The sequence below is a fragment of the Pseudonocardia sp. D17 genome (assembly GCF_036984265.1).
Taxonomy (GTDB): Bacteria; Actinomycetota; Actinomycetes; order Mycobacteriales; family Pseudonocardiaceae; genus Pseudonocardia; species Pseudonocardia benzenivorans.
Window position 1 is genome coordinate 1 of sequence record NZ_BPRG01000103.1, and the last position, 24,438, is coordinate 24,438.

A 24,438-nucleotide genomic window follows, 5' to 3' on the forward strand; every position below is an offset into this window, starting at 1 on the left:
CCCGCACTCAGCGCCGGTGGCGCGCGGCCCGGCGGCCGCCGTCGCGACCGCGGGGAGCCGTCCAGTGCGCCGGGCGGTCGAGCACCGCGGGCAGGCGCGTCGCGGCGTCGCCGACCGCGGCGTGCACCTGGAACCGGGTGAGGAACAGCGCCTGCGCGAGATCCGCGCCGGAGACGTCGGCTCCGCGCAGGTCCGCGCCGATCATCTCGGCGCCGCGCAGGTCGACACCCCGCAGGTCGGCCCCGAGCAGCAGGGCGCCGCGCAGGTTCGCCCCGCGCAGGTCGGCCCCGCGCAGCCGGGCCCCGACGAGGTCGGCGCCGCGCCGGTCCGGCCGCGGCCCCGGCGACGCGGCCCGGACCCGTTCCCCGACCTGCACCAGCACCTCGTTCACCTGCCCGCGCCGGGCCGCGACGTCGACGGCCGCGAGCGCGTCGGCGGGCAGGCCTGCGATCCGTTCGGTGTCGGCGAGGAGCTCGCGGGCACGCCCGTGCAGGTCGGCCGCGGCGGGCGTCGCCAGCGTCTCGGCGAGGTACCACCGCAGCTCGTGCAGGAGCCGCATCGCGTCGAAGGCGGCGAACATCGGCCGGGCGAGCTCCGGTTCGGTGCGCCAGTCGCGCCCGCCGAAGGTCACCTGCACGACCTGCTGGCCCGCGCCGAAACAGTCGAACACCGTGCAGCCGACGTAGCCGGTGTCGCGCAGGCGGTCGTGGATCCCGCACCGGAAGTCGTCGCGCAGGTTGGTGCAGGCCGTCCTGGCCGGTTTGTCGACGGGGAAGTCCGACGACCGCGCGAACGCCGGTGCGACGCAGCACAGCCCGGCACACGCGGCGCAGTCGGCGCGCAGCGCCCCCCGCGGGTCGCCGGGCGCCTCTCGCCCGCCGGGCACGGTCGGCCCGGGAACGGAGACACCGGGAACCGAGACACCGGGAACCGGCGCCCCAGTGCCCGATGCGCCAGTGCCCGATGCGCCAGGGCCCGATGCGCCGGGAACCGAGACACCGGGAGCCGAGGCACGGGCCCCCGCGGCGGCGGGAACCGCGGCGTCGGGAACCGGGGCGCTGTCGGGCACTGCACTCCTCCACCGGTCGGCCGTACTGGCGGCCGCGACCCTACGCGCGCGCCGTCGGTCCCGGCCGCCCGACCGTCGGCCGACAGCGGCACCGGGACGTCGCGACGAGCGAGCCCCGATGTGACCGCCGCGACTCGCCGTCACGTGGAAAGTGATCCGCCTCACGGCAACGCAGCCGCTCGTCGCGCGTCTGCGGCGACTCGGCTTTTGCGTCCGGTCGCCGGACGCGGTCGCGCCGAACCCGACCTAACGTCGGCCCGGATCACGAAACGGTCACGCAGGGCACGGAGACTCCCCACTCCGCCGGCACCCCCGAGCCGGACGCCCGCCGTCGACGTGATCAGGAAGGTTCGTCGTGGCACGGCATCGCTCCCCCGAGGGCCGGCCCGCACGACCGGAGCTGGAGGCCGCGCTGGCGGCCGCCCGACAACGCTCCGGCGGTGCGACCCGCCCTCGTCATGCCCTCACCCCCGAGACGCTCGCCCGCGTCACCGCGTCCGGCGGCCCGGTCGCGGTGGCCGACCGACCGGTGACCCGGTCCGGCGCCGCCCTGATCCCGGCGCCGCGCGATTCCGACGATGTCGCCGCCGACACCGCGGTCGACATCTGGGCGCCCGAATTCTGGACCCCCGGTGTGCACACGCCGCCGTTCGGCATCTCGACCGCGCGCGAGACCCCCGACGCCATCGATGCGCAGGACCGGGACGACGACGCACCGACGTCGTTGTTCACCGCGTTCGACGACCGCCCCGATCGGGACGACGACGGCGACCCCGCGGACGACACGGCCTGGGCCGACCGCGACTCCGGGCCGGGCGTCGCAGGCCTCGGCGCCGACGGGCTGCGCCCCACAGGCCTGCGGCGCATCCCGCCGCGGGTGCGAAAGGTGGCCGCCGTCGTGGTGGCCGCCGGCAGCGCGCTCACCCTCGCGGGCGCCGTCGCGACGCTCCCGCAGTCCCCCGAGGACAGCGCGGCCGCACTGCAGCTCGACGACGGCGCCCCCGGCACCACACCCGCCGGGACCACGACGACCGGCACGACGACGACCGGCACGACGACCGGCACCACCGCGCAGGAACCGCTGCCCGCGTTCGACACGACCGCCGTCGTCACCGCGGTGCAGCAGGCGCAGCAGCACGCCGACGCCGTCGCCGCCACCCAGCGCGCCGACGCCGAGCGCAAGGCCGCCGAGGCCGCCGCGAAGGCGAAGGCCGCCGCCGACGCCGAGGCCGCCGCCGAGGCGAAGGCCGCGGCCGACCGCAAGGCCGCCGAGACGCAGGCCGCCGCCGCCCGCGCGGGCTGCGGGCTGAGCACGTCGGGCCTCGGCGGGGTCAAGCCGTGGGTCGCGAACGCCGCGGAGTTCCTCGGCTGCCTGTTCGGCAAGCCGACGATGCTGGGTGTCGGCGGCCGCGGCAACGCCTCCGACCACCCCGGCGGGCTCGCCGTCGACTTCATGGTGTCGAAGTCGGTCGGCGACCGGCTCGCCGCGTGCGCGCTGCGCAACAAGGACGCGCTGGGCATCACCTACGTCATCTGGCAGCAGCGGATCAACTACGGCAGCGGCTGGAAGGGCATGGAGGACCGCGGCAGCGCGACGGCCAACCACATGGACCACGTCCACGTCTCCTTTGCGAAGTCGGCGCCCGGCGGGACGCCCGTCGCCTGCTGACCGAGGCCACGCCCGTCGGGGTGCCGGTTGTGACCTGCTGTGACCGATCCGCTACATTTCGGCCGGATCACGGCGGTCGGCTCCCCGACGGACGAGGACACCGGTCCACCCGGCTCCCCAGGCCGGGCGTCCGGCCGGCGCGCGTGGTCGGAAGGCAGGTCCGTGTCCCGGCACCGCTCCCCCGCAGGCCGGCGCGCGCGACGTGACCTCGACCCGGCCCCGGCCGGGACCCCGGTCGCGGTCCGCCGCACGGCGACGGCTCCCGCGCGCGCCCGCACGTCCGTGGCCTCGGCGCCCACCCGGACCTCGTCGCCGGGCGGCGCGCGGCCGACCCCGCCCCCCGCGGCGACCCGGCGGCAGGCGATCACCGCGGCGGCCCTCGCCGGCGGCACCCTGGCCGTCACGGTTCCCCTCACGGCGCTGACCGGGACCGGCCCACCGGAGGTCGCCGACACGGGCACGGCGCTGCGTCTGGCCGCGGGCGACGCGACCCCGGCCGGCCCCGTCGCGGCCGCGGCGCGGTCACGCTCGTTCACCCCGGTCGCCGCGACGGTCCCCGGCGAGCCCGGCCCCGGGTCCGCCGACGCCGAGTCCCTGATCAAGGCGGCCGGGCTGGCCGACGTCGCACGGAAGGCGGCAGAGGCCCGGGCGCGCGTCGAGTGCGCGGTGGACCTGTCGGACCTGGGCCGGGTCCGGCCGTGGGTGTCGGCGGCCGCGCGGTTCCTGTCCTGCCTGTACGACCAGCCCGACCTCATCGGTGTGGCGGGTCGCGGGCGCGTCTCCGACCATCCGCTCGGCCTCGCGCTCGACCTGATGGTGACCGGTTCCAGGGGCGACCGGATCGCCGAGTGCGCGCTGCGCAACCGCGAGGCGCTCGGGATCAGCTACGTGATCTGGGAGCAGCGCATCAACTACGGCTCCGGGTGGGTGCGCATGGCCAACCGCGGGAGCACGACCGAGAACCACTTCGACCACGTGCACATCTCGTTCGAGCGCTCGCCGGGCGCGGGGGCACCCGATCCGGCGGTGTGCGGCTGACCGTCGGGGCCGCCACTCAGGGCGTCGGGTCCTGGGCGGGTCCGCCGGGGGTGATCCGGTGGCGCTTCATCTCCGCCTCGAACACGTGCCGGCGACCCTTCATGGTCGCGTCCCGCACCCCGCGCTCGATGTCCTGCCAGGTGCGGAAGTACCCGTCGTCGAACTCCTCGACGACCTGGAACGTCCACCGGCCGGGCAGGACGTTGCGGCCCACGAGCTCGGTCTCGATCCGCTCGGCCCAGTCGGCGTGCCCGGTCGTGCGCAGGCCCTCGATGACGTCGTCGAGCATCCCGTCGGCACCGCCGATGAGCTGGTGCGCCTCGTAGAGCGCGCCGCGGGCGCGTTCGATGCGCTCGAAGGCCTCGGACAGCTTCCCGACGGCCGCGACCAGCTCGTCGGAGGCGCCGTCGGGGCGGGCATGCGCGTCGTCCAGGGGTTCGGCCACGCGCCCCGGTACCCGGGAGGGCGGCGCCGGAAACCTCGGCGTCCGCCGTCCGCCACGAGCGAACGCCGTGCGGCCCAGGGCGAACACACCCCCGAAGAGCCCCCGTGAGCGCCGATAGTCGCTCACGCGACCATCGCCACTCACGAGGGGACAGCACCGTGCCGCGTACCGACACCCCGACCGGGACCGAGACCGAGACCGCCACGGAGCCGCCGCGCCCGGCACCGCTCCCGCTGCCCGTGCCGCCGAGACCGGTTCCGCCCACCCGCCCGACGCAGCCCCTGGCCCCGCCGACCGCGGGCGCGGTGCTGCAGCACGTCGGCGTCGGGATGGGCGGCGACCCCGTCTTCGACCGGCTGCTCGAAGAGCGGATCGTCTTCCTGGGCAAGGAGGTCGACGACGAGATCGCCAACCGGATCACCGGGCAGCTGCTGCTGCTCGCCGCCGCGGATCCGGAGGCCGACATCACCTTCTACATCAACTCGCCCGGCGGATCGGTGACCGCGGGGATGGCCATCTACGACACGATGCAGGTCATCGCGCCCGACGTCGCGACCTACGCCGTGGGCTTCGCCGCGTCGATGGGCCAGTTCCTGCTCACCGCGGGCGCGCCCGGGAAGCGGCACGCCTTGGCGCACACCAGAATCCTGATGCACCAGCCGTCGGCCTCGCTCGGCGGCACCCACACCGACATCGCGATCCGGGCGGGCGCCTACGCCGGGATGAAGCGCGAGATCGCGCGGCTGACCGCGCGGCACAGCGGCCGCGACGTCGAGACGATCATCGCCGACGCCGACCGCGACCACTGGTTCACCGCGGAGGAGGCGCGCGACTACGGGCTCGTCGACACGGTGATCGGCGAGGTCTGACCGGCGCCGGCCGAGACCCGCCGGGCCCGCCCGCGACACCCGTCCGGGCGGGGCCAGGCGTGCCCGCCACCCGGGGCCGCGCGGCCGGTGACCCGACCGGATAGCGTTCTGCTCGCGAACCTTCTGCATCGATGGAGAGGAAGCGACCAGAATGCGCGTGGGCGTCCTGACCGGCGGCGGCGACTGCCCGGGTCTCAACGCGGTCATCCGGGCCATCGTCCGGCGCGGCGTGCCCGAGTACGGCTACAGCTTCCTCGGCTTCCGCGACGGCTGGCGCGGCCCTCTGGAGGCACTGACCAAGCCGCTCGACATCCCCGCGGTGCGCGGGCTGCTCCCGCGCGGCGGCACGATCCTCGGCTCGTCGCGGACCAACCCGTTCGCGCTGGAGGACGGCGTCGCCCGGATCAAGCACAACCTGCAGAACCTGGGCGTCGACGCGCTCATCGCGATCGGTGGCGAGGACACCCTCGGCGTCGCGACGAAGCTGCACGAGATGGGCGTCAACGTCGTCGGGGTGCCGAAGACGATCGACAACGACCTGGCCGGCACCGACTACACGTTCGGCTTCGACACGGCCGTGACGATCGCGACCGAGGCCATCGACCGGCTGCACACGACGGCCGAGTCGCACCACCGGACGCTGATCGTCGAGGTCATGGGCCGGCACGCCGGCTGGATCGCGCTGCACTCGGGGATGGCGGGCGGGGCCAACGCGATCCTCATCCCCGAGGTGCGCTTCGACATCGACCAGGTGTGCGACTGGGTCGAGAGCCGCTTCCGGCTCGAGTACGCGCCGATCATCGTCGTGTCCGAGGGCGCGATGCCCAAGGACGGCGACGAGGTGCTGCTCAGCGGCGAGAAGGACGCGTTCGGTCACGTCCGGCTCGGCGGCATCGGCGACTGGCTGGGCCGCGAGATCGAGTCGCGCACCGGCAAGGAGGCCCGCACGACGGTGCTGGGCCACGTCCAGCGCGGCGGCACCCCGACGTCGCGCGACCGCTGGCTCGCCACCCGCTTCGGCCTGCACGCGATCGACGCGGTCGCGGCGGAGAAGTGGGGCCAGATGACGGCGCTGCGCGGCACCGACATCGTGACCGTGCCGCTGCAGGAGGCCACCGCGCAGCTCAAGCTCGTCGATCCCGCGCTCTACGCCGAGGCCGCCGTCTTCTTCGGCTGACGCAGCCGGGTCGCCACCGCCGGGCCGCCGCCGGCGGTGGCCGCGGCTCCACGTCGACGACGTCGTCGAGACCGCAGGCGACCAGCAGGTCGGTCAGCCGTTGCGGGACGCCGACGAACCGCAGCCTGCCCCGGTGGCCGCGGGCGGCGAGCACCAGCCGCAGCAGGCCGTCGAGCGCGCGGGCGTCTGGCGCGGCGAGGGCCGCGAGGTCGCACTCCACGTCGGCGCCCGCGCCGAGGAGAGCACGGACCCGGGCGCTCACGGCGTCGTCGGGGCCGCCCGCATCGAACACGACGGTCGCCACAGCGATGTGACGACGCGACCGCCCCGGACTCATCGGTACGGCCGGGTGCACCCGACGGGCGGCCCGGCGGCCGACGCGCGGGTGCCGCCACGCCGCCACGCCGTCGCGCGGCGGCACCCGCGTCCCTCTGCGGTGGGCTCGGGATCAGCCGAGCCCACCGAGGAGGTCGAACACCGGCGGCAGCACGGTGCCCAGGCCGAGGGTGGGGTCGGGAACGGGCAACGGCGGCAACGGCTGGAGCACCTGCACCGGCACTGCTCCGCCCCCGGACGGCTCGGCGGCCGCCGGGACGCCGGCGGCACCGGCCTCCTCGGCCTGGGCGAGACCGGCACCGGCGAACGCCAGCGCCCCCGCACCGACCGTCACGGCCGCGATCCTGCGGACGATCATGATGGTTCCTTCCTGTGGGTGTCCCCGACGGTCAGCAGATCGAGTCGCCGGGCTTGGGGTTGGTGAGGCCGAACAACGGGCGCAGCCGCAGCCCCGCGAACGTCCCGAGCAGCGCAGCCGCGCCCCAGATCCAGCCGTGCAGGCTGAACGACGCGATTCCGGAGAAGTAGGCACCGATGTTGCAGCCGCCCGCGAGCCGGGCGCCGTAGCCCATCGCGACGCCGCCCAGTACCGAGCCGAGCGCCGGCCTCCACGGCACGCGCCGGTGCAGCACGAACGCGCCGCCGAGCGCGGACGCGACGAGCGCGCCGATCATGACGCCGAAGTCGAGCACCGAGATTCGGTCGGCGAAGACCGAGTTGTGCAGGGCCTTCGAGTTCGCGGGCACCTGCCAGTACGCCCAGCTCGCGACGTCGACACCCAGCCCCGAGAGGACCTTGCCGCCCCACAGACCGAACGCCGACGTCACGCCCCACGCGCCGCCGGAGACGAACAGCACGCCGGCGTTGAGGACGGCCAGCGCGACCGCGCCGACCCAGAACGGCCACGATCCGCGCAGCACGCGGGCGATGCCGCGCGCCGACGCCGGCCGCTGGACGGGTGGCGGTGTGCGGCGCCTGGCCACCACGTAGGTCACCGCTACGACCACCGCCATCACGGCCAGCGACAACGCGAGCGCGCCCGGGTAGCCGAACGTCCGCGCCAGCGAGATCGACGGCCCGGCAGGGATCGTCACCGTCCAGAACGTGAACGTCGCCGCCGCGAGCACCGAGCCGACGACGAACCCGAACAGGGTCAGGACGACCGACGTCTGCCCGCTGCCGACGGCGAACAGCGTCCCCGACGCGCACGAGCCGCCGACCTGCATACCAGCGCCGAACAGGAACGCACCGACCAGCAGCGGGACGCCGACCCCGGCCAGTGCCGGCTTCGGCGTCCCGGCCAGCGAGAACCCGCCCGCGAGCAGGATCGAGAACAGCACACAGGCCACGGCGAGCATCAGCATGTGCGCGCGCACGGCCGCGCCCTGTCCCACCGCGGCCAGCTGGCGCCAGCCGGAGGTGAACCCGAAGCGGGAGTGGAACAACGTGAAGCCCAGCGCGAGGCCGAGCGCCGACGTGCCGGCCATGATCGGCCCGGCCACCTCGGCGACGACCCCGACGAGCGCGACGGCGAGCACCAGGCCCACCACGACGACGGTCCGGTTCGCGGGCGGGGCCTGCGGCGCGCTCGGGGTGAACGCGACGCGCTCGGCCTCCGGGACGAACCGCAGCGCCCGTCCGACGGCACCGCCTTCTTCGATGACAGCCATGGGTCCTCTCCGGGGTCAGGTACCGGCCAGCGGGCCGGTGACCGGGACGACGGTGCCGCCGGGGAACCAGGCGGCGGGGTTGACGCCGTGCATGCCGGCCATGTCGTCGTCACCCGACATCGGCACGTCGACGGGGGCGGCGCCGTAGAGCCGGGGCCGCGCGTCGAGGGTGGAACGCGTCGCGTCGACCCAGGCCAGGTAGCCCGATGCCGACGGGGCCGCCCCCGGGAACGTGGCCGCCAGCGTCGCGGCGTACTGCTGCGGGCCCGCGTCCTGCGGGGTGAACTCGAGCGCCAGCACCGACGACTGCGCCTTCGTCACCACCGACGGGGTGAGCAGCCACGGCGCCAGGAACGTGCCGCCGAGGTACGTCGGTGCCTCGCCGGCGAGCCGCGTCGCCTCCTGCAGGGCGGACACTGCCTGCTCCCAGCCGCTGACGACGACCAGGGCGACGTCGGTTCCCGGGGCGTCGACGAGCCGGAGGTGGTGGCGGGCCGCCTCGTCGCGCACGACCGCCGCGGCGGCGCGCGAGCGCGGCGAGTCGTCGGAGACCAGCCGAAGGGCCCCGACGCCGTGCTCGCCGACGAAGTTGGTCATGGCGCTCAAGGAGGTCGCGTCGCCGGGAGCGAGCGCGTCGGAGGGACACGCGGGCATCGGGACGTCGGTGGCCCCGGTCCGGCGGGCGACGAACCCGCCGAGCAGGGCGCTCGCGCACTCGGGCCCGTCGGGACCGCCGAGCGCCGACGTGGGCGCGGCGACCCCGGCGTCGCCGACGTCCACGGGGACGACCACGTCGAGCGGACCCGAGCGCAGCGCCAGCTCACGCGTACCGGCGGGGATGTCGACGACGGCCCAGCCCCCCGGCGCGCCAGGACGGCTCGTGAAAGCCACGGGCCCGCCACCCGCGTCGACGGTGAGCCCGGCGGGACCGGAGAGATCGGCGTGCTGGTGGCCGACCGGTTCCGCGGGCGCCGCGACACCCGGACCGGTACCGGCGTCCGGGTAGCCGGTGCCGCTGACCTGCACGAGGTTGGGTCCCGGCCGCATCGGGGCGACGAGCACGGCGAGCGGGGTGGCCCCGAGGGCGACCGCCCGCAGCAGGGGCGTGCCCGGTGTCGCGGCGGGTGCGGGCGTCGGCAGTCCGGCGAGCGCGGCCGTGGCCACCACCCCGAGGACCGCCGTGACGACGGCGAAGCGCTGCAGCTCGACCGCCCGGTCCCGGCCCGGGCGCAGCCCGACGAGCACCCAGAGTCCGGTCGCGGCGGCGGGGAGCACCGTCGCGCCCAGGGAGGCGAGCCCGTACGGCGTCGCGACGAGGTCGGCCGTCGTGGCCGGGCCGGTCAGGACGAGCTGCACCAGCGCCGCCACCGTCGCGACGACGCCCGCCGCGATCGCGACCCGCCGCACGAGTGGCGCGGTCCGGCCACCGTCGTCGGGCCCGGCCACGGCAGCGCGCCTGCCGGTGCTGCGGCGACGCTGCGCCGGGGACGCGCCTGCGAGCTCGCGACGGGCCGCGTGCCTGGTCCGCGGCGCGTCGACCGCGGCGGCAGACCCGGCTGCAGGTTCGCGGACGGGCGCACGCCGAGCGACATCTCCGGGGACGGCGACGTCGAGGGGGGCGGGCGTGTCCGCGGCCACCCCTGGTGACCGACGTGCCGGCGGCGCATCGAGCACCGTCGCGCCACCGCGGGGTGCTGACGCCCGTGACCGCACGCCGGGCGCCGCCGACGGCCGGGCTGCGGCCGCGATGCCACGTCGCGGCCCCGCGACCCCGTCCCGGCGTGCCGCCACGGCTCGCGCACGGGCCCCGGCGACCGGTTCGTGCCCGATGGCCACGGTTCCCCCCGCGCCCGCCCGACGGTCGCCCGCGGGGCCGTCACCCGCAGGCGCACCGCCCGCACGACCACCGCCGGCGCCGTGGGCCGCGCCGCCGACACCCGCCGCCGGCTGGTCCGCGGCACCGGAGCCGCGGCGGGCGAACGCGGCGGCCGGCCGGTCCACTGCGCCGGACCCGCTCCGGGCGACAGCGGCGGGCGGGCGCGCGGCACCGGAGCAGGCACCGGCGGACGCGTCGGCCCCCACCGGTGCGGCGGAGGGGGTGACCGAACCTGTGCGGCGGCGAGGACCGTCCGACGCGAGGGCGTGGCCGCGCGCCGCCACGGGGCCCGCGGCGCGGCCGGTGAGCAGCCCCCACAGCGACGCCCCGACCAGAACGACGGCCGCGACGGCGTACGTCGCGTCGAGCACCGCCGCGAACCCGCTGTGGGCCGAGCCGAGCCCGAGCGCGAGCAGGGCCGTGAGCAGCACGACGGCCACGGCGACGAGCCGCGTCGTCAGCAGCACGGGGACCGCGAGCGCCACCAGCGCCTGCACCAGGGTGCCGGTCATCGTGCTCTCGCCCGTCAGGTACGCGGCCTCGGCACCGGCCGCGACCACGATCGCGGCCGTCCACGCCAGCACGGGCAGCGCCCGTGGCAGCGCGCCCCGCACCCCTACCGCCGCGAGGCCGGAGCCGGCGGCGAGGACCATCCCCACCAGGAGCAGCAACCGCAGCGCGACCGCACCCGCGCCGTGTCCCGGTCCGAGCTGGGCCGCGACGCGCAGCGCGTCGGAGGGGTCCGCGTGGGCCGGTCCGGCGGCGACGACGAGCAGCACCGGCGGCGCGGCGAGGGCCGCCGCCCGGCGGCGCCACCCCGAGAGGTGCCGCCGCCGGACGGGCCGGACGCGGGTCCTACTTGATGTCGTCATCGGCGGTGACGAACAGCATCGAATGCGGCTTGGCGTTCCCGAAGGCGCCGTGCGGCCACGTCGTGCGGTTGAAGTTGATGCAGGGCCGGCCGGAGATCTCGTCGCGGAAGGTCGTGTCGAGGCTCAGCGAGCCGTCCTCGTCCTGGTCGATGATGCAGACCCGGTGGTCACCGTCGAGGCCGGTGCGCGCGACGAAGTAGTCCGCCGTCGCGAGCCGGGCCGGCCGGTCGGTGACGTGGTAGTAGCCGTCGTCACCGATGGCGAGGTTGTCCAGCGCGCCCCAGTGCGGGCCCGCGGCCTTCGACCCCGGGTTGATCGCGACGTGGCCCGCGACGGTCGGGCAGTCGGCGCCCGCGCCGCCGTCGGCGATCTCGGCCGTCGTCTCGATCGAGCAGTCGAAGTCGTCACCGGCCTCGACCAACTTCGAGATGTCGAGGCTGAACACGCCGCCCGCGGTGCCGGGGTCGTCCTTGCCCAGCGCGCCGGGCTTGCGCCCGATCACGGCGTGGTAGAGCTTCGTGTCGTCGGGGCTGGTCTGCAGCCAGCCACCGTTGTCGCTCGGACCGCCGTTGGTCACCGCCGGGTCGATGAGCCGCATCGCGGCGGTGTTGTCGAAGACCTCCCTCCACACCGGGTTCGTCGCCGTGATGTCGGCGGTGTAGAAGATCGCCCCGCCCTGCATCGTCATCGCGAAGGCACCCTTGTGGCCGGGCAGGTTGGTGACCGTGGTCTCCATGACCGCGCGGTTCTCGTTGTGCAGCGGGTCGGTGTCGGTGGACCGGGGGCCCTCCGGCAGGTAGGACACCGACTTCACCTTCGGGTGGTTGAGGTCGCTGATGTCCCAGGTGCGGACGGTCGGCCTGCGCAGGTACGGCGACGGCGCCTTGACCGGGTCCAGGATGATCGTCCGGGGCTCGGCGTAGTCGCTGGTCACCATCGCGTCCAGGTCCTCGCGGACCTGGATCCCGTGCGGGTTCGCGCAGCTCGGCACGGACAGCGCGGGCATGTCCAGGCACTGCTTCGGGTCCTCGGCCGTGGTGGTCGCGGCGGGTGCCTCGACGAGGTTCTTCCCGTCGGGGGCGAAGCGCACGACCTCACCGGGCGTGCCCGCGAACCCGTTGCCGGTGCGGACCTCGCCGTGGCTGTAGGTGCACGGACCGGGGACGACCGGGCCGCCCATGTACGTGCCGTAGGCGGTGCCGTCGTCGAGCACCCAGTAGGCGTCGGGGACCGAGCCGCACAGGGTCTGCGACGGGAGGCTGATGCCCGACAGGCTCAGCGCGGGCAGCTTCGCCACGTCGAAGACGTACGTCGCGGCGCTGAACAAGCCGCCCGCGTAGATCTTGTCGCCCTTGCGCCACGAGTACTGCATGTGGTGCGGCTCGTTCTCGACGAGCGGGCCCACCGTCGCGGTGTTGACGACCTTGCCGTAGGTCGGTGACCCCTCGGTGGCGTCGACGACGGCCATGAAGTCGGGGCCCGGCAGCGCGTTGCGCACCTTCTCGGTGGTGTTGGCCAGCGAACCGGGCAGGTTCTTGACGTCGGGCACCGCGGTGTCGGCGACGTTCTCGTCACCGGCCCAGACGATCAGGTACTCGGGCCGCTTGCCCTGGTCGGCGAGCGCCTCCCGGGACGCGTCGACGGCCGCGGTGTCGACGTGGTTCTCGACCCAGTAGTCCTTGCCGTCGGAACCGATGATCGACGACCGGACGGCCTGGATGTCGGCGTAGGCGGTGTCGGACGTCGCAGGGATCGCGACGACGCCGGCCACGACGGCGAGCACCAGGCCGCCGAGCAGCAGCTTGCGGCGCAGCGGGACGGCCCGCAGTGAGGTGACCATCGTCAACGCCCCGGAATGATCTTGGTGGCGCCGACGACGGACTGCGCGAGCCCGCTCAGCGGCAGCCCCGCCGGGGCGACGTCGCTGAACCGGTTGAGCACGTCGCCCGAGGGATGGGTCTCGGCCGACGGGGCGATCTCCGGCGCGGTCGGCGCGGGCGCCGGGCCGTCGGGGTCGACGGTTCCGGTACCCGGGATGCCGCCGGGGAGCCCACCCGGGGCCGGGACGACGTCCGCCGCGAACGCGGGTACGGACGCTCCGATCGTGGCCGCGACGGCGAGCGCGAGCCCACCGATCGCGATGCGTGCTGTCCTGTGGAGTGACACGGTCGTGCCTTTCGATGGTCGTGCGGGGAGCGGACCGTCCGCATGCGACGACCCGGCGCACCCGGGGTGCGCCGGAGGGAGGTGTCGTCGGCGGTACGTACGGACGGCAGGGACTCCGGCCCGTGTGCACGCCCGCGTCGTCGGGGCGGGCCGGGGAAAGGCCGGACGGCGGTGGACACCGCGCGGTGGGGGCCCTGCCGTGCGGCGGCGTATGCCGCGGCGTCGACATGACGACATCACGGCGGCCGCGGACAGCGGCCGGGGCGGGACCCGCGCAGGGTCAGGCGTCCACCGGACACAGCGCGCTGGCCTGCCGACGGAGGTCGACGTGCCGCCGGTAGGCGGCGGGAAGGGCCGGAACGTGCATGCCGGAAGGATCGTCGCGGCGCGGTCCGGAGGTCAAACCCACCCGTGCGCGCCCTCGTGCCCCGCGCGTGCATCACGGCGGGTCCCACCCCGGGCCAAATGTCCGGTCATCACCCTGACCTGTGCGAACGTCCTCCCGACCCACCGACGTCGCTGCAGCGGGAGTCCACGCCGACGATCACCCGATCGTGTGGCCGAGCCCGGGAACTCGTGCGGGCCTGCGGCGGTGACCTGCGTCGTCGTGACGTGGGCCGCACGCGACCGAGATCATCGGGCCGGAGGCGCTCGCCGCACCGCGTCACCCTCCGTGAGGACCGGCGCCGTGTCGCCGCCGACGGGACCGTCCGGACATTCGACGCGACCCGGACCCACCCCCGGCCGCGCCGGACGAGGCACGCCGACAGACCCGGCGGCGTGCGACGGTGTGTGCGGCACGGCCGCCGTGGCCGTCGCGAGGGAGGGACCTACGACGATGCCCGAGGGGAACGACCCCGAGGAGAACGACGTCGTCCGCAGCGAGCTCTTCGCGCGCGAGCCGCTGTTCCACCGGCCCGAGTGGGGCACGGGGCGCGCCGACCTCGAGGCGATGACCGCACCGGACTACTGGGAGGTCGGCGCGTCGGGCCGGACCTACGACCGGGAGTTCGTGATCGGGGTACTGCTCGAGCGCTACGCCCGCGACGAGCCCGACCCCTGGTCGGCCGACGGTTTCGCGTGCCGCGCCCTCGGCCCGGGCACCTACCTGGTGACCTACACCCTCACCCAGGGCGAGCGGGTCACCCGGCGGGCGACGGTGTGGGAGCGGACCTCAGGCGGCTGGCGGGCGCTGTACCACCAGGGGACGGTCGTGGCCCCGTGACGATCGCGCGGGGCCTCGGTCCTCGCCGCCCGCGGTCACGTGCGGGCGGCGGCGAGCAGGTCGGCAGCCGAACGGCCACCGGGCTGTTCGCGCGCCGCGGCCATCTCCTCCGCGACGCGCAGCAGCAGCGAGTTCACCGGCGTCGCGACACCGTGGCGCTCGCCGAGGGCGATGATCTCCCCGTTGAGGTAGGACGCCTCGATGCTGCCCGTCCCGCGGCGCAGGCTCTGCCACGACGAGCCGCCGCCCCGGGTGCGGCCCGCGATCGTGCCCGCGGCGACGCGTCCGTTGCGCCGGGCCCGGTCCTCCTCGTCCGTGGCGACGTCGATCCCCGCGACGGCCAGTGCACGCACGCCCTCGACGCGGGCCGCACCGGACAGGTCCGCGAGCGCGGGGTCGTCGGAGCCGCAGGCGGCCTCGGCGGCGTTGCCCAGGTTCGACAGCAGCTTGCGGTACTTCCAGCGCATGATGTCGGCTCGCGCCTGCGCGCTGAACCCGGCGGCGACGAGATCGGCCGCGACGCGTCCGGCGAGCGTGGCGGCGGCGGGGTCGCCCTCCGGGTAGCCACCGACGTCGAGCACGCCCGGGTGCGGCTCCATGTACGCGGCGACGACGCCGGGCTCCAGATGGTCGGCCATCAGGATCACGACCATCGCGACGACGGTCTCGAAGCGCGCCCGGGCCATCCGCTCGCCCGCCACGCCGTTCTGCGCGCACAGCACGCCGACGCCGGGCGCGAGCTCCCTGGCCTGGTCGAGGACGGGTTCGGCGTCCTGCAGCTTCGTCGCGACGACGAGCAGGTCGGGATCGTCGCCGTCGCGCAGCCCCGCCTCGGCGAGCGTGCCCGCCACCGGCACCCGCAGCGTCGTCGTCCCGGACGGCCGGTCCAGTGTGAGGCCGTCGCGACGCAGCGCGTCGAGGTGCGCGCCGCGGGCGACGAGCACGACGTCGTTGCCCGCCTGGTGCAGGAGACCTCCGACGGTGCCGCCGATCGCGCCGGCACCCACGATCACATAGCGCATCAGCCGTGCAGGTACCACCACGCGACGCTCGCCGCGCGACGGCCGGGGTTGTGCCAGCTGTGCGGCCGGTCGGCCGGGAACTGCAGCGAGTCGCCCTGTTCGAGCCGATAGATCTCGTTGGAGACCTCGACGGTCAGCGTGCCCTCGAGGACCAGGACGAGCTCCTCGCCCGACCGCACCGAGCGCGGCTCGCCGCTGGTGCCACCGGGCTCGACGCGCGCGACGACCGCGCCGGCGCGCAACCGGTCGGTGGGCAGCGCGATCGCCCGGGCGTCGACGCCGGTGGCCGAGGGCGCCCAGTCGGCGGGGGCGACGGGGCGCTCGGCCGCGCGAACGTGAACGGCGACCGGACCGGCCCATTCGGCGTCGTCGACGAAGAAGCCGATCGGGCGGCCGAGCGCGGCGGCGAGCTTGAGCAAGGTCGTGATGGTCGGGACCATGTCGCCGCGCTCGACCTTGTGGATCGCGGCGGCCGAGACCTCCGAGCGGCCTGCGAGCTGCTGCAACGACAGCCCGAGCAGCTGGCGGACCTCACGGACCTTGGGCCCGATCGCGCCGACGATGTTCTCCCACGCAGCCGCGGGAGCCGCAGGAGCTGCGGGCTCGGCGACCACGGCGCCCGTGGCGTCGGCGGCCGGGTCGGGGGTCACGGCCTCGTCGGCCGACGAGGTGGGCGCGGTGGTCCGGGCCGTACGTCGCCGCTGTGTGGTGGCCATGGCCTCGTAGCCTGCTCCCTCGCGTCCCCCGGTCCGGCGGCCGCCGGACCCGCGTCACCTCACGATCGTGCGGATCACGGTGACACACCCGGGAACCGCCGACAACGCGGCGGCACCGGAGCACCGTCCGGGACGAGCCTCCCACCCGGCCGGTCGCGACGGGACGCGGGCTTGCTCACACCATCCCTTGGCGGGTCGCCGTGTAGACGATCTCCGTGCGGCGGCGGACGTCGAGCTTCTCGCGCAGGTTGCGGACGTGGAACTTCACGGTGGCCTCGGAGATGAGCAGCCGGACGGCGATCTCGCGGTTGCTCATGCCGACGGCGAGCAGCTTGAGCACCTGGTTCTCGCGCTCGGTGAGCATCTGGCCGCGGGGGCGGGCGCCGCCGTCCTCGTCGCGCAGCACGTCGACGACGACCGACGTCGTCCGCGAGTCGAAGACGCTCTCCCCGCGCAGCAGCGCCCGCACCGAGCGGACGATCTCGGAGGTCTCGACGCCCTTGCGCAGGTAGCCGTGGACCCCGCTGCGGACGGTCCTGAGCATCACGTCGCGGTCGCGGCAATTGGTGAGCACCAGCACGCGGACCCCACGGCGGCGCTGCAGCAGCGTGCGCGCCACCTCGACCCCGACGCGCTCCGCCCCGCCCGCGCCGGCGCCGCTGCCCAGCTCGACGTCGATGATGACGAGGTCGGGCCGGCACCGGTCGGCGATCAGCAGGGCGTCGCGCGCGGTGGCGGCCTCGCCGACCACGGCCAGGTCCGGTTCGGCGGCGAACAGCTGCCGCAGCCCGAACCGAACGATCCCCTCGCCGTCGACCACGAGGATGCGGGCGGTGCGCTGCGCCAGCCCGGCGGCGGGGTCGGTGTCGCGGCCGTTCGCGGTCCGGGTGAGTACGGCGTCGACGGTCATCGGCGGTGCCTCCTCGTGCTGTCGGTCACCGGCCCACGTGCTGCTCCGGGCCGGTGCCGGCACCGTAGCGAGCGCCACGTTGCGCGTTCGTTGCACTGACCAGTAGGGGAGGTCACCCCTTGCCTTGCCTGCCCTCGGCGGCGTGGGCGATGATGCGGACGGGGCCCTGCGCACGCGTACCGCCCCTCGTCGATGGGGGGAAGGGGGCACGTGAGCAGTCCGTCGCCCGACCGCAAGGTGTCCGCGGACCCGTTGGCGCGCGCCCGCGCCCTGTCCAAGGTGTTCGACGAGGTCATCGGTGCGGGTGGCCCGTCGCTGCGCGGCCGCGACGAGGGCCCGGGACCCCGCCCGATCATCTCGGAGTCCTGGCAGCGCAGCCTCGCCGCCCGCGTCGACCCGGAGAGTGTCGCGCCGCCGCTGGTCTACAGCTCCGACGACCTGCCGACGCTGCGGGCCGACCACCCGCTGAACACGGTCATGCCGCTGCTGCGCAGCACGCTCGTGAGCATCGCCGACGAGGCCATGCACGTCATGCTGGTGACCGATGCCGAGGGCCACATCCTCTGGCGCGATGGGGCGTCCAGCCTGCTCTCCGACGCCGACCGCGTCGGCCTCTACCCCGGCACGCAGGTGTCGGAGGAGACGATCGGCACGAACGCGATGGGCACCACGCTCGCCGTCGACGCGCCGGTCCAGATCCACTCCGCCGAGCACCTGGTCCGCGCGTTCCACGCCTGGACCTGCGTCGCCGCCCCGGTGCACGACCCGGACACGGGCGCGATCCTGGGCGCGGTCGACATCAGCGGCCCGCTGCACACCGCGCACCCCGCGCTCGTCCAGCTCGTGTCGACGACGGCGACGCTCGCGGAGAACCAGCTGCGGGTGCGCGTCGCGATCGCCGACGAGCGGCTGCGGATGCGCAACATGCCGCACCTGGCCAGCCTGCGCGGCGCCGCGGGTGCCCTCGTGACGCCGACGGGTCGGATCATCGCGGGCGAGCCGTACGGGCGATGGCCCGAACGCGTCGCCATCGCCGAGGGCGCCGACCGGGTCGTGCTCGCCGACGGCCGGGAGATGCTCGTCGAGCCGCTCGCGGAGGGCTACCTGCTGCGGGCCGCGACGCGGACGACCCGCAGCGCACCGCGGACCGCGCTGTCGATGCGCTTCATGGGCGACGGGGCGCCGCGGCTGCTGCTCAACGGCAGGCCCGTCCCGTTGACGTTGCGGCCCGCCGAGGTGCTGGCGATGCTCGCCCTGCACCCCGACGGCGTCTCCGGCGAGCGGCTGGCACAGCTGCTCTACGGCGAGGACGGGAACCCCACGACGGTGCGCGGGGAGATCCACCGGCTGCGTGCGCTCATCGGTGCCGACGTGCTGCGCACCCGGCCCTACCGGCTCGACGCGACCGTCGAGACCGACTTCGGCTCGGTCCGGGCGGCGTTGCAGGCAGGGCGGGTCGAGGCGGCGCTCTCGGCGTGCGGCGGCCCGCTGCTGCCGCGCTCGGACTCCCCCGAGATCCGCGAGCTGCGCGACGAGCTGGAGGCCGGGCTACGGCGGGCGGTGCTCGACACCGACGACGTCGACCTGCTCCACACCTTCGCCGGGCACCCGCTCGGGCGCGACGACCTCGAGGTGCACGACCGCCTCGTCACCCTGCTCGCGCCCGGGGACACCCGGCTCACCGCCGTCGCGATGCGCCGGGCGCGGCTGCTGCGCGACTGAGCGCGCGGCCGGCGGCAGCAGGCCGATGCGGGGCCGTCAGCCGGGCGGGAGCTCGTTCGGCGGTGGGGTCTCGGTGCGCCATCGCTGGTTGTAGCGCTCGCGATCGGCCGCGAGCTCCTCGGCACGGTCCTCGTTGCGCACGCCTGCCGCGGTGCCCAGCGGCCAGCCCGCCTTCACCGCGCGGTGCTCGGCCGTCTCGTACATGTAGGCCACGGAGTAGAAGAACCCGAGGATCAGCCCGGCGAGCACGGCGAGCGCGCGGACCCAGGCCTGGCCGGGGATGAGGACGAAGAGCAGCACCGCGACCGGTGCGATCTGGATCGCGGTGCGGCCCAGGTGGCGCAGCTGCCACGTGCGCGCCGTGACGTCGTGCAGCACCCAGTCCCGGTACTCCGGCGGCAGGCCGGCACCGAAGGTGTAGAGGAGCCAGCGGAAGGGTCCCGGCCGGCGCGGCTTCCCACTCATTTTCCACCCCAATGATTTGTGTACCAATCAACGGTACACTCACGACCATGTCCACCGCATACCGGAGTGACCGAGGCGACGCGGGCATCGCCCCGGTCCAGACCGCCGACCCCGCCGGCGCCGCCGCCGGGGAGCCCACCGATCTACTCAGGCTCGACCGGCAGGTCTGTTTCGCACTGGCGGTGGCCGCGCGCAACGTCATCGCGCTCTACCGGCCCGTGCTGGAGCCGATGGGCCTCACCCACCCGCAGTACCTGGTCATGCTGGCGCTGTGGGAGCGCGCGCCGCTGTCGGTCAAGGAGCTCGCCGGACTGCTGGCACTCGATCCCGGGACGCTCTCGCCGCTGCTCAAGCGCCTGGAGGCAGCCGGGCTCGTGGTGCGCAGGCGGTCGGCCGAGGACGAGCGCGTGCTGGCGGTCTCGCTCACCGAGGCCGGGGCGGCACTGCGGCAGCAGGCCGAGAAGGTACCGCCGGCGATCATCGCGCGGCTGGGTATGCCGCTGTCGGAACTCGAGTCGCTGCACGCCGCGCTCACCTCCGTCATCGCCGCCTCCGCACCCTGACCGGACCCGCACCGGGACCCGTTCGGGACCCGTTCGGGACCCGTTCGCGTCGCGGCATGGCCACCTGCCGCCGTATCCAATAGTGTGCGCAGGTCTACTATGTGACGCGGACTGCACCGGCTCCCGAGCGGGCCGCGCGGACCACAAGCGGTGATCGACACCGGGCGACCGGGTGTGCGTGAGAGAGGTGTGGTGTTGATGGAGAGCGTTGCCGACATCGGCGGTGCCACCGGCTGGGGGAAGGTCGACCCGCCCACCCCGCAGGACAAGGACGCGGTGTTCCACGAGCCCTGGGAGGGCCGGGCGTTCGCGCTCACGCTGCTCACCATGGGCCGCGTGTCCGGGCAGAACCTCGACGCGTTCCGCTACGCGCTGGGCCGGCTGGACCCGAAGTCCTACTTCGACGACACCTACTACGGCCGCTGGCTCAACGCCTCCGAGCTGATGCTCGTCGAGTCCGGGATCCTCGCGCCCGGTGCGGTCGACGCGCGCGCCCGCAACAACGCCGGCGAGGACGTCGAGGAGCCGCCGGTCCCCGAGCCGAACAAGCCCGACTACGCGCCGACCGCCGCCGGCTCGCTGCGCCAGATCGACGAGGCGCCCCGCTTCGCGGTCGGCGACACCGTCACCGTGGCGTCCGAGGTCGAGAGCGACGCCAACAAGCTGCCCGCCTACGTCCGGGGCCACCGTGGCGTCGTCGAGGCCGTGCAGCCCGCGCACGTCTTCCCCGAGACCCACGCCCGGTTCCTGGGGGAGAACGCCCAGCACGTGTACTCGGTGCGGTTCACCTCGACCGAGCTCTACGGCGCCGACGCCGAGCCCTTCGAACTGACCATCGAGATCTTCGACAGCTACCTGCAGGACAAGGAGACCGCCGCGTGAGCACCGCCCTGAACCCCGACGAGCACCTCGACGGCTCCGGCAACCGCATCAGCCCCGCCCTGCGCACCGAGGCACTCGAACAACTCCTCACCGAACGCGGCCTCGTCGACCCCGCCGTGATGGACAAGTTCATCGCCACCTACGAGACCGCCGTCGGCCCCCTCAACGGAGCCAAGGTCGTCGCCAAGGCCTGGACCGACCCCGAGTACAAGGCCCGTCTGCTCGCCGAGGGCACCGCCGCCATCAAGGAGCTCGGCTTCGCCGGCCCCCAGGGCGAACACATCGTGGTCGTCGAGAACACCGACACCGTCCACAACGTCGTCGTCTGCACCCTCTGCTCCTGCTACCCGTGGCCTGTCCTCGGCCTGCCTCCCGCCTGGTACAAGGACCCCGCCTACCGCGCCCGCGTCGTCCGCGAGCCCCGCAAGGTCCTCGCCGAGATGGGCTGCGAACTCGGCGACGACGTCGAGATCATCGTCCGCGACTCCTCCGCCGAGGTCCGCTGGCTCGTCCTGCCCCAGCGCCCCGCCGGCACCGAGGACTACACCGAGGAGCAGCTCACCGCCCTCGTCACCCGCGACGCCATGGTCGGCGTCGCCCACGTCACCAAGTAGCCGTCACCCTCGCCCGGAGCAGCATCCGATGTCCGCAACACCGAGCCTGATCGACCTCGACGCCGACGCGCAGTCCGCACCGCCGCGGGCCAACGGCGAGCTCGTCTTCGCCGAACCGTGGGAGTCCCGCGCCTTCGGCATGGCCGTCTCGCTGCACGACGCCGGCCTGTTCGCCTGGTCCCAGTTCCAGGCCGCCCTCATCGCGCGTATCGCCGCCTGGGAGAACCACCACCCCGAGGGCGAGTGCTACTCCTACTACACCCAGTGGCTGGGCGCCCTCGAGGACGTCCTCGCCGGCGACGGCACCGTCTTCACCGACGAGATCGTCCAGCGCGCCGAGGAGCTCGCCGCCCGTCCCGCCGGCTACGACCACCGGCACGACGACGGGGACGAGCACGGCCACGGACACGGCCACGGGCACGGGCACTGACCGCCCCGCCCCGCCCCGCGCGACGACACGACGGCCGCACCCGGCAGGGGTGCGGCCGTCGTGCGCACGGGCCTGCCGCGCGGCCCGCGAGACCCTGTCGTCCACGATCGTGTTCGATCGTGTCATTTAGGAAACGTGCTGTTGAGACGGCGTTACGGACTCGTCCCGGCCGCCGATCGGAGTACCGGATCCGGGTAGAGTCCTACCGGTGACGACGGCCTTGCGGATTCGCCTGCTGGGCCCCTTCACGGTCGAAGGAGAGCTCTCGGCGCCGGTCCCGACGGGCAAGGCGCGGCGCGCGCTCGCGGTCCTCGCCGAGCGTCGCGGGGAGTTCGTCTCCGTGGGCACGCTGGTCGACGCGCTGTGGGACAACGACGAACCCCCCGAACGCGCCGACCGCAACGTCGCCGCGCTCGTGAGCAGGCTCCGCAGGGCCATCGGCCGCGAACGGATCGACGGCTCGGCGGCCGGCTACCGGCTCGTCGCCGACGACGTCGCCGTCGACCTGCACGAGGCCGTCGAGCTCGTCGAGACCGCGGAGTACGAACTCTCGCACGGGCGCAGCGCGCTCGCCTCCACCAGCGCCGAGCACGCCGCCAAGCTCCTCGACGCCGACGTCCCGCTCGCGGGCGAGCACGACGGTCCGTGGGTCGACGGGCTGCGCCGCTCGGTCACCCGGCTGCTGCGCCGGGCCCGGATCTGCTGGAGCGCGGCCGCGGTCGAGCTGGGTGCGTACGACGCCGCGGTCGAGGTCGCCTCCACCGCGCTGCGCGACGACCCGTTCGACGAGGAGGCCTGCCGCACCGTCATGCTCGGCCACCAGCGGGCGGGCCGGTCGAGCGCGGCGCTCGTCGCGTACCGGACGTTGCGGGTGGCGATGTCCGAGCACCTCGGCAGCGACCCCTCGCCCGCGACGCAGGCGCTGTTCCTGTCGGTGCTGCGCTCGGAGAGCCCCAACGCCGTCGACCACCCCACGCGTCAACCCGTCGTCGGGGTGCCCGACCGGGTGGAGCCCGTGGTCGGACGCGACGCCGAGCTGGCCGTGCTGCGCGAGCTGTGGGAGGGCGCCGCGGCCGGGCGGCCCGCGCTCACCGTCGTCGCCGGCGAGGCGGGGATCGGCAAGAGTGCGCTGGTCACGGCATTCGCTGCCGAGCCGCGCCGGACCGGCGGGCTCGTCCTGCGGGTCGACTGCTTCGAGGCCGAACGCTCGCTGTACCTGCAGCCGCTCGTCGAGGCGCTGCGGACCGTCGTGCACCGGATGACACCCGCCGACGTCCGCGAGCTCGCGGGCGGCAGGCTGGGCACGCTCACCGAGCTGCTGCCCGAGCTGACCGCCCTCGTCGGCGAGACGCCCTACATCCGCGCCGCTCCCGAGCTCGAGCACCGCCGCAGCCTCGACGCGCTCACCGGCTTCCTGGTGCGGCTCTCCGCCCGCCAGCCCGTGCTGCTCGTCATCGAGGACATGCAGCACGCCGGCAGCTCGACGGTCGAGGCGCTGCACCTGCTCGCCGGGCACTGGGAGGGCAGCCGGGCGATGGTCCTGCTCACCGAGCGCACGTCGGAGGACCAGCCGGTCACCGACATGCTGCGCGACGTCGCCCGCCGCATCGACCTCGGCCCGCTCACCCGGGCCGACGTCGCCACCCTCGTCGAGCGGTCCGGTTCCGGGCACGACGCCGACCAGCTGTACGAGTGGACCGGCGGCTCGCCGCTGTTCCTCACCGAGCTGCTGCGCCAGCCGCCGTCGCCGCGGGGCGGGGTGCAGGTGCCCCCGTCCTTGCACGACTCGGTGGCCGAGCGGATCGAGCACGCCGGCGAGCCGGTGGCGGTGCTGCTCGCCCAGGGTGCCGTACTGGGCCTGACGTTCTCCCTCGACGACGTGGCGGAGCTCAGCGGGCTCGACGTCGAGGACTGCGCGCGGCGGGCCGGACGGGCGTTGCGGGCCGGGCTGATCGTCACCCAGGGCGAGAGCTTCCGGTTCAGCAACGACATCGTGCGCCAGGTCGCCTACGCGTCGATGCCCGAGCCGGTGCGGATCTCCCGGCACCGGCGCGCGGCGCGGATGCTGCGGGCCCGTCCCGAGGCCGCGGCGCGACACCTGGCCGAGGCCCGCGACTGGGCGGGCGCGGCCAACGCGTGGCTGGCAGCCGCACACGTCGCCCACCTCGGGTTCGCCCACACCGACGCCGAGCAGCTGATCGCGCAGGCCGTGGAGGCGGCGCGGACGGTCGGCGACCCGGAGCGGCTCGCCGAGGCGCTGATGCGGCACGGGCGCGCCCGCGGCGAGCTCGGCCGCTACGACCAGGCCCGCGCGGACCTCGAGGAGGCCCTCGCGCTGGCCCGCGACATCGGCGACTCCGAGCTCGAGGCGCGCATCCTCGAACAGCTGGGTTGGACGGCGCTCTACGCCCGCGACGCGATGGCCGCCGTCGACCTCGCCGAACAGGCCACCGAGCTCGCCGAGTCCGCCGCCGCCGCCCCCGGCGCCCTACCCAGCGCCACCCTGCTCCTCGGCCGCGTCCGGCACTGGGACGGCGACTACGCCGGCGCCGGCACCGCCTACGAACAGGTGCTGGGCTCCTCCCCCGGCGACCCCACCACCGCGGTGGCGCTCGCGTACCGCGGTGCGCTGCTGCAGCACATGGACCGCTTCACCGAGGCCAAGACCGTCCTCGCCCGCGCCGCCGCCCTCTGCCGCCGCA

At 74.9% G+C, this 24,438-nt stretch carries 23 protein-coding genes; 11 read left to right on the top strand and 12 right to left on the bottom strand.

Annotated features, from left to right (window positions below):
- Positions 1-7 precede the first annotated feature (7 nt).
- Entirely contained in the window at positions 8-886 is an 879-nt protein-coding gene (locus PSD17_RS17310) for a pentapeptide repeat-containing protein (RefSeq protein ID WP_339123522.1), read from the bottom strand.
- Between the two features lie 538 nt (positions 887-1,424).
- Between PSD17_RS17310 and PSD17_RS17315 the strand changes: the two genes are divergently transcribed.
- Positions 1,425-2,738: a hypothetical protein gene (locus tag PSD17_RS17315; RefSeq protein ID WP_339123524.1), complete on the top strand. Its 1,314-nt coding sequence runs from the start codon at positions 1,425-1,427 to the stop codon at positions 2,736-2,738.
- 162 nt (positions 2,739-2,900) lie between these two features.
- On the top strand, positions 2,901-3,776 hold the full coding sequence (locus tag PSD17_RS17320; RefSeq protein WP_106096813.1) for a hypothetical protein: 876 nt from the start codon (positions 2,901-2,903) through the stop codon (positions 3,774-3,776).
- A gap of 16 nt (positions 3,777-3,792) precedes the next feature.
- On the opposite strand, the gene PSD17_RS17325 is transcribed toward PSD17_RS17320, so the two are convergent.
- Positions 3,793-4,221, bottom strand: coding sequence for a hypothetical protein (locus tag PSD17_RS17325; protein ID WP_103383232.1), 429 nt, complete (start codon positions 4,219-4,221; stop codon positions 3,793-3,795).
- A gap of 329 nt (positions 4,222-4,550) precedes the next feature.
- Here PSD17_RS17325 and PSD17_RS17330 point away from each other — a divergent pair, with 329 nt between their 5' ends.
- Entirely contained in the window at positions 4,551-5,090 is a 540-nt protein-coding gene (locus tag PSD17_RS17330; RefSeq protein ID WP_103383242.1) for an ATP-dependent Clp protease proteolytic subunit, read from the top strand.
- A gap of 151 nt (positions 5,091-5,241) precedes the next feature.
- A complete protein-coding gene (locus tag PSD17_RS17335; RefSeq protein ID WP_013673812.1) occupies positions 5,242-6,267 on the top strand; it encodes a 6-phosphofructokinase in 1,026 nt (341 codons plus the stop codon).
- On the opposite strand, the gene PSD17_RS17340 is transcribed toward PSD17_RS17335, so the two are convergent.
- The 6 genes from PSD17_RS17340 to PSD17_RS17365 form a co-directional block, all read right to left on the bottom strand.
- The gene (locus tag PSD17_RS17340) at positions 6,215-6,571 is read right to left on the bottom strand and encodes an STAS domain-containing protein (protein ID WP_041759410.1); all 357 of its coding nucleotides are present in this window, start codon (positions 6,569-6,571) and stop codon (positions 6,215-6,217) included. The genes PSD17_RS17335 and PSD17_RS17340 overlap by 53 nt on opposite strands.
- Before the next feature lie 144 nt (positions 6,572-6,715).
- Positions 6,716-6,961, bottom strand: a complete 246-nt coding sequence (locus PSD17_RS17345; RefSeq protein ID WP_103383234.1) for a chaplin — start codon at positions 6,959-6,961, stop codon at positions 6,716-6,718.
- A gap of 31 nt (positions 6,962-6,992) precedes the next feature.
- Complete coding sequence (locus PSD17_RS17350) at positions 6,993-8,273, bottom strand: YeeE/YedE family protein (protein WP_103383235.1); 1,281 nt, start codon at positions 8,271-8,273, stop codon at positions 6,993-6,995.
- A 15-nt stretch (positions 8,274-8,288) separates the two neighbouring features.
- Complete coding sequence (locus PSD17_RS17355) at positions 8,289-11,021, bottom strand: hypothetical protein (RefSeq protein ID WP_339123528.1); 2,733 nt, start codon at positions 11,019-11,021, stop codon at positions 8,289-8,291.
- Positions 11,005-12,861, bottom strand: a complete 1,857-nt coding sequence (locus PSD17_RS17360; RefSeq protein ID WP_339123529.1) for a hypothetical protein — start codon at positions 12,859-12,861, stop codon at positions 11,005-11,007. Before PSD17_RS17360 ends, PSD17_RS17355 begins: the two co-directional genes overlap by 17 nt.
- A gap of 2 nt (positions 12,862-12,863) precedes the next feature.
- On the bottom strand, positions 12,864-13,187 hold the full coding sequence (locus PSD17_RS17365; protein WP_339123531.1) for a hypothetical protein: 324 nt from the start codon (positions 13,185-13,187) through the stop codon (positions 12,864-12,866).
- 838 nt (positions 13,188-14,025) lie between these two features.
- Here PSD17_RS17365 and PSD17_RS17370 point away from each other — a divergent pair.
- Positions 14,026-14,412, top strand: coding sequence for a nuclear transport factor 2 family protein (locus PSD17_RS17370; protein WP_013673806.1), 387 nt, complete (start codon positions 14,026-14,028; stop codon positions 14,410-14,412).
- A 35-nt stretch (positions 14,413-14,447) separates the two neighbouring features.
- Here PSD17_RS17370 and PSD17_RS17375 read toward each other — a convergent pair whose 3' ends face one another.
- The 3 genes from PSD17_RS17375 to PSD17_RS17385 form a co-directional block, all read right to left on the bottom strand.
- A complete protein-coding gene (locus PSD17_RS17375; RefSeq protein WP_233899357.1) occupies positions 14,448-15,455 on the bottom strand; it encodes a ketopantoate reductase family protein in 1,008 nt (335 codons plus the stop codon).
- The gene (locus PSD17_RS17380) at positions 15,434-16,150 is read right to left on the bottom strand and encodes a cupin domain-containing protein (protein ID WP_013673804.1); all 717 of its coding nucleotides are present in this window, start codon (positions 16,148-16,150) and stop codon (positions 15,434-15,436) included. The genes PSD17_RS17375 and PSD17_RS17380 overlap by 22 nt, the downstream gene beginning before the upstream one ends.
- A 175-nt stretch (positions 16,151-16,325) precedes the next feature.
- Positions 16,326-17,060 (bottom strand): LuxR C-terminal-related transcriptional regulator, encoded by a 735-nt coding sequence (locus PSD17_RS17385; protein ID WP_013673803.1) that lies wholly within the window; start codon positions 17,058-17,060, stop codon positions 16,326-16,328.
- A 192-nt stretch (positions 17,061-17,252) separates the two neighbouring features.
- Here PSD17_RS17385 and PSD17_RS17390 point away from each other — a divergent pair, with 192 nt between their 5' ends.
- Positions 17,253-18,782, top strand: a complete 1,530-nt coding sequence (locus PSD17_RS17390) for a helix-turn-helix domain-containing protein (RefSeq protein WP_013673802.1) — start codon at positions 17,253-17,255, stop codon at positions 18,780-18,782.
- A gap of 36 nt (positions 18,783-18,818) precedes the next feature.
- On the opposite strand, the gene PSD17_RS17395 is transcribed toward PSD17_RS17390, so the two are convergent.
- A complete protein-coding gene (locus tag PSD17_RS17395; RefSeq protein ID WP_013673801.1) occupies positions 18,819-19,247 on the bottom strand; it encodes a DUF5313 family protein in 429 nt (142 codons plus the stop codon).
- Between the two features lie 47 nt (positions 19,248-19,294).
- On the opposite strand from PSD17_RS17395, the gene PSD17_RS17400 reads away from it, so the two are divergent.
- From PSD17_RS17400 to PSD17_RS17420, 5 genes are all read left to right on the top strand, one after another.
- Positions 19,295-19,810, top strand: a complete 516-nt coding sequence (locus PSD17_RS17400; protein WP_013673800.1) for a MarR family winged helix-turn-helix transcriptional regulator — start codon at positions 19,295-19,297, stop codon at positions 19,808-19,810.
- A 198-nt stretch (positions 19,811-20,008) separates the two neighbouring features.
- Positions 20,009-20,692 (top strand): nitrile hydratase subunit beta, encoded by a 684-nt coding sequence (nthB, locus tag PSD17_RS17405; RefSeq protein WP_013673799.1) that lies wholly within the window; start codon positions 20,009-20,011, stop codon positions 20,690-20,692.
- A complete protein-coding gene (gene nthA / locus PSD17_RS17410; RefSeq protein WP_013673798.1) occupies positions 20,689-21,306 on the top strand; it encodes a nitrile hydratase subunit alpha in 618 nt (205 codons plus the stop codon). The genes nthB and nthA overlap by 4 nt, the downstream gene beginning before the upstream one ends.
- 28 nt (positions 21,307-21,334) lie before the next feature.
- A complete protein-coding gene (locus tag PSD17_RS17415; RefSeq protein ID WP_013673797.1) occupies positions 21,335-21,736 on the top strand; it encodes a nitrile hydratase accessory protein in 402 nt (133 codons plus the stop codon).
- A gap of 208 nt (positions 21,737-21,944) precedes the next feature.
- The coding region (locus PSD17_RS17420) for an AAA family ATPase (protein ID WP_339123535.1) at positions 21,945-24,438 on the top strand (2,494 nt) is incomplete at its 3' end.

Coding starts and splice junctions, on each gene's coding strand:
- PSD17_RS17330 (WP_103383242.1), top strand. CDS start 4,551: ATGGGCGGCGACCCCGTCTTCGACCGGCTGCTCGAAGAGCGGATCGTC.
- PSD17_RS17335 (WP_013673812.1), top strand. CDS start 5,242: ATGCGCGTGGGCGTCCTGACCGGCGGCGGCGACTGCCCGGGTCTCAAC.
- PSD17_RS17345 (WP_103383234.1), bottom strand. CDS start 6,961: ATGATCGTCCGCAGGATCGCGGCCGTGACGGTCGGTGCGGGGGCGCTG.
- PSD17_RS17350 (WP_103383235.1), bottom strand. CDS start 8,273: ATGGCTGTCATCGAAGAAGGCGGTGCCGTCGGACGGGCGCTGCGGTTC.
- PSD17_RS17355 (WP_339123528.1), bottom strand. CDS start 11,021: ATGACGACATCAAGTAGGACCCGCGTCCGGCCCGTCCGGCGGCGGCAC.
- PSD17_RS17360 (WP_339123529.1), bottom strand. CDS start 12,861: ATGGTCACCTCACTGCGGGCCGTCCCGCTGCGCCGCAAGCTGCTGCTC.
- PSD17_RS17370 (WP_013673806.1), top strand. CDS start 14,026: ATGCCCGAGGGGAACGACCCCGAGGAGAACGACGTCGTCCGCAGCGAG.
- PSD17_RS17380 (WP_013673804.1), bottom strand. CDS start 16,150: ATGGCCACCACACAGCGGCGACGTACGGCCCGGACCACCGCGCCCACC.
- PSD17_RS17385 (WP_013673803.1), bottom strand. CDS start 17,060: ATGACCGTCGACGCCGTACTCACCCGGACCGCGAACGGCCGCGACACC.
- PSD17_RS17390 (WP_013673802.1), top strand. CDS start 17,253: ATGGGGGGAAGGGGGCACGTGAGCAGTCCGTCGCCCGACCGCAAGGTG.
- PSD17_RS17395 (WP_013673801.1), bottom strand. CDS start 19,247: ATGAGTGGGAAGCCGCGCCGGCCGGGACCCTTCCGCTGGCTCCTCTAC.
- PSD17_RS17400 (WP_013673800.1), top strand. CDS start 19,295: ATGTCCACCGCATACCGGAGTGACCGAGGCGACGCGGGCATCGCCCCG.
- nthB (WP_013673799.1), top strand. CDS start 20,009: ATGGAGAGCGTTGCCGACATCGGCGGTGCCACCGGCTGGGGGAAGGTC.
- PSD17_RS17415 (WP_013673797.1), top strand. CDS start 21,335: ATGTCCGCAACACCGAGCCTGATCGACCTCGACGCCGACGCGCAGTCC.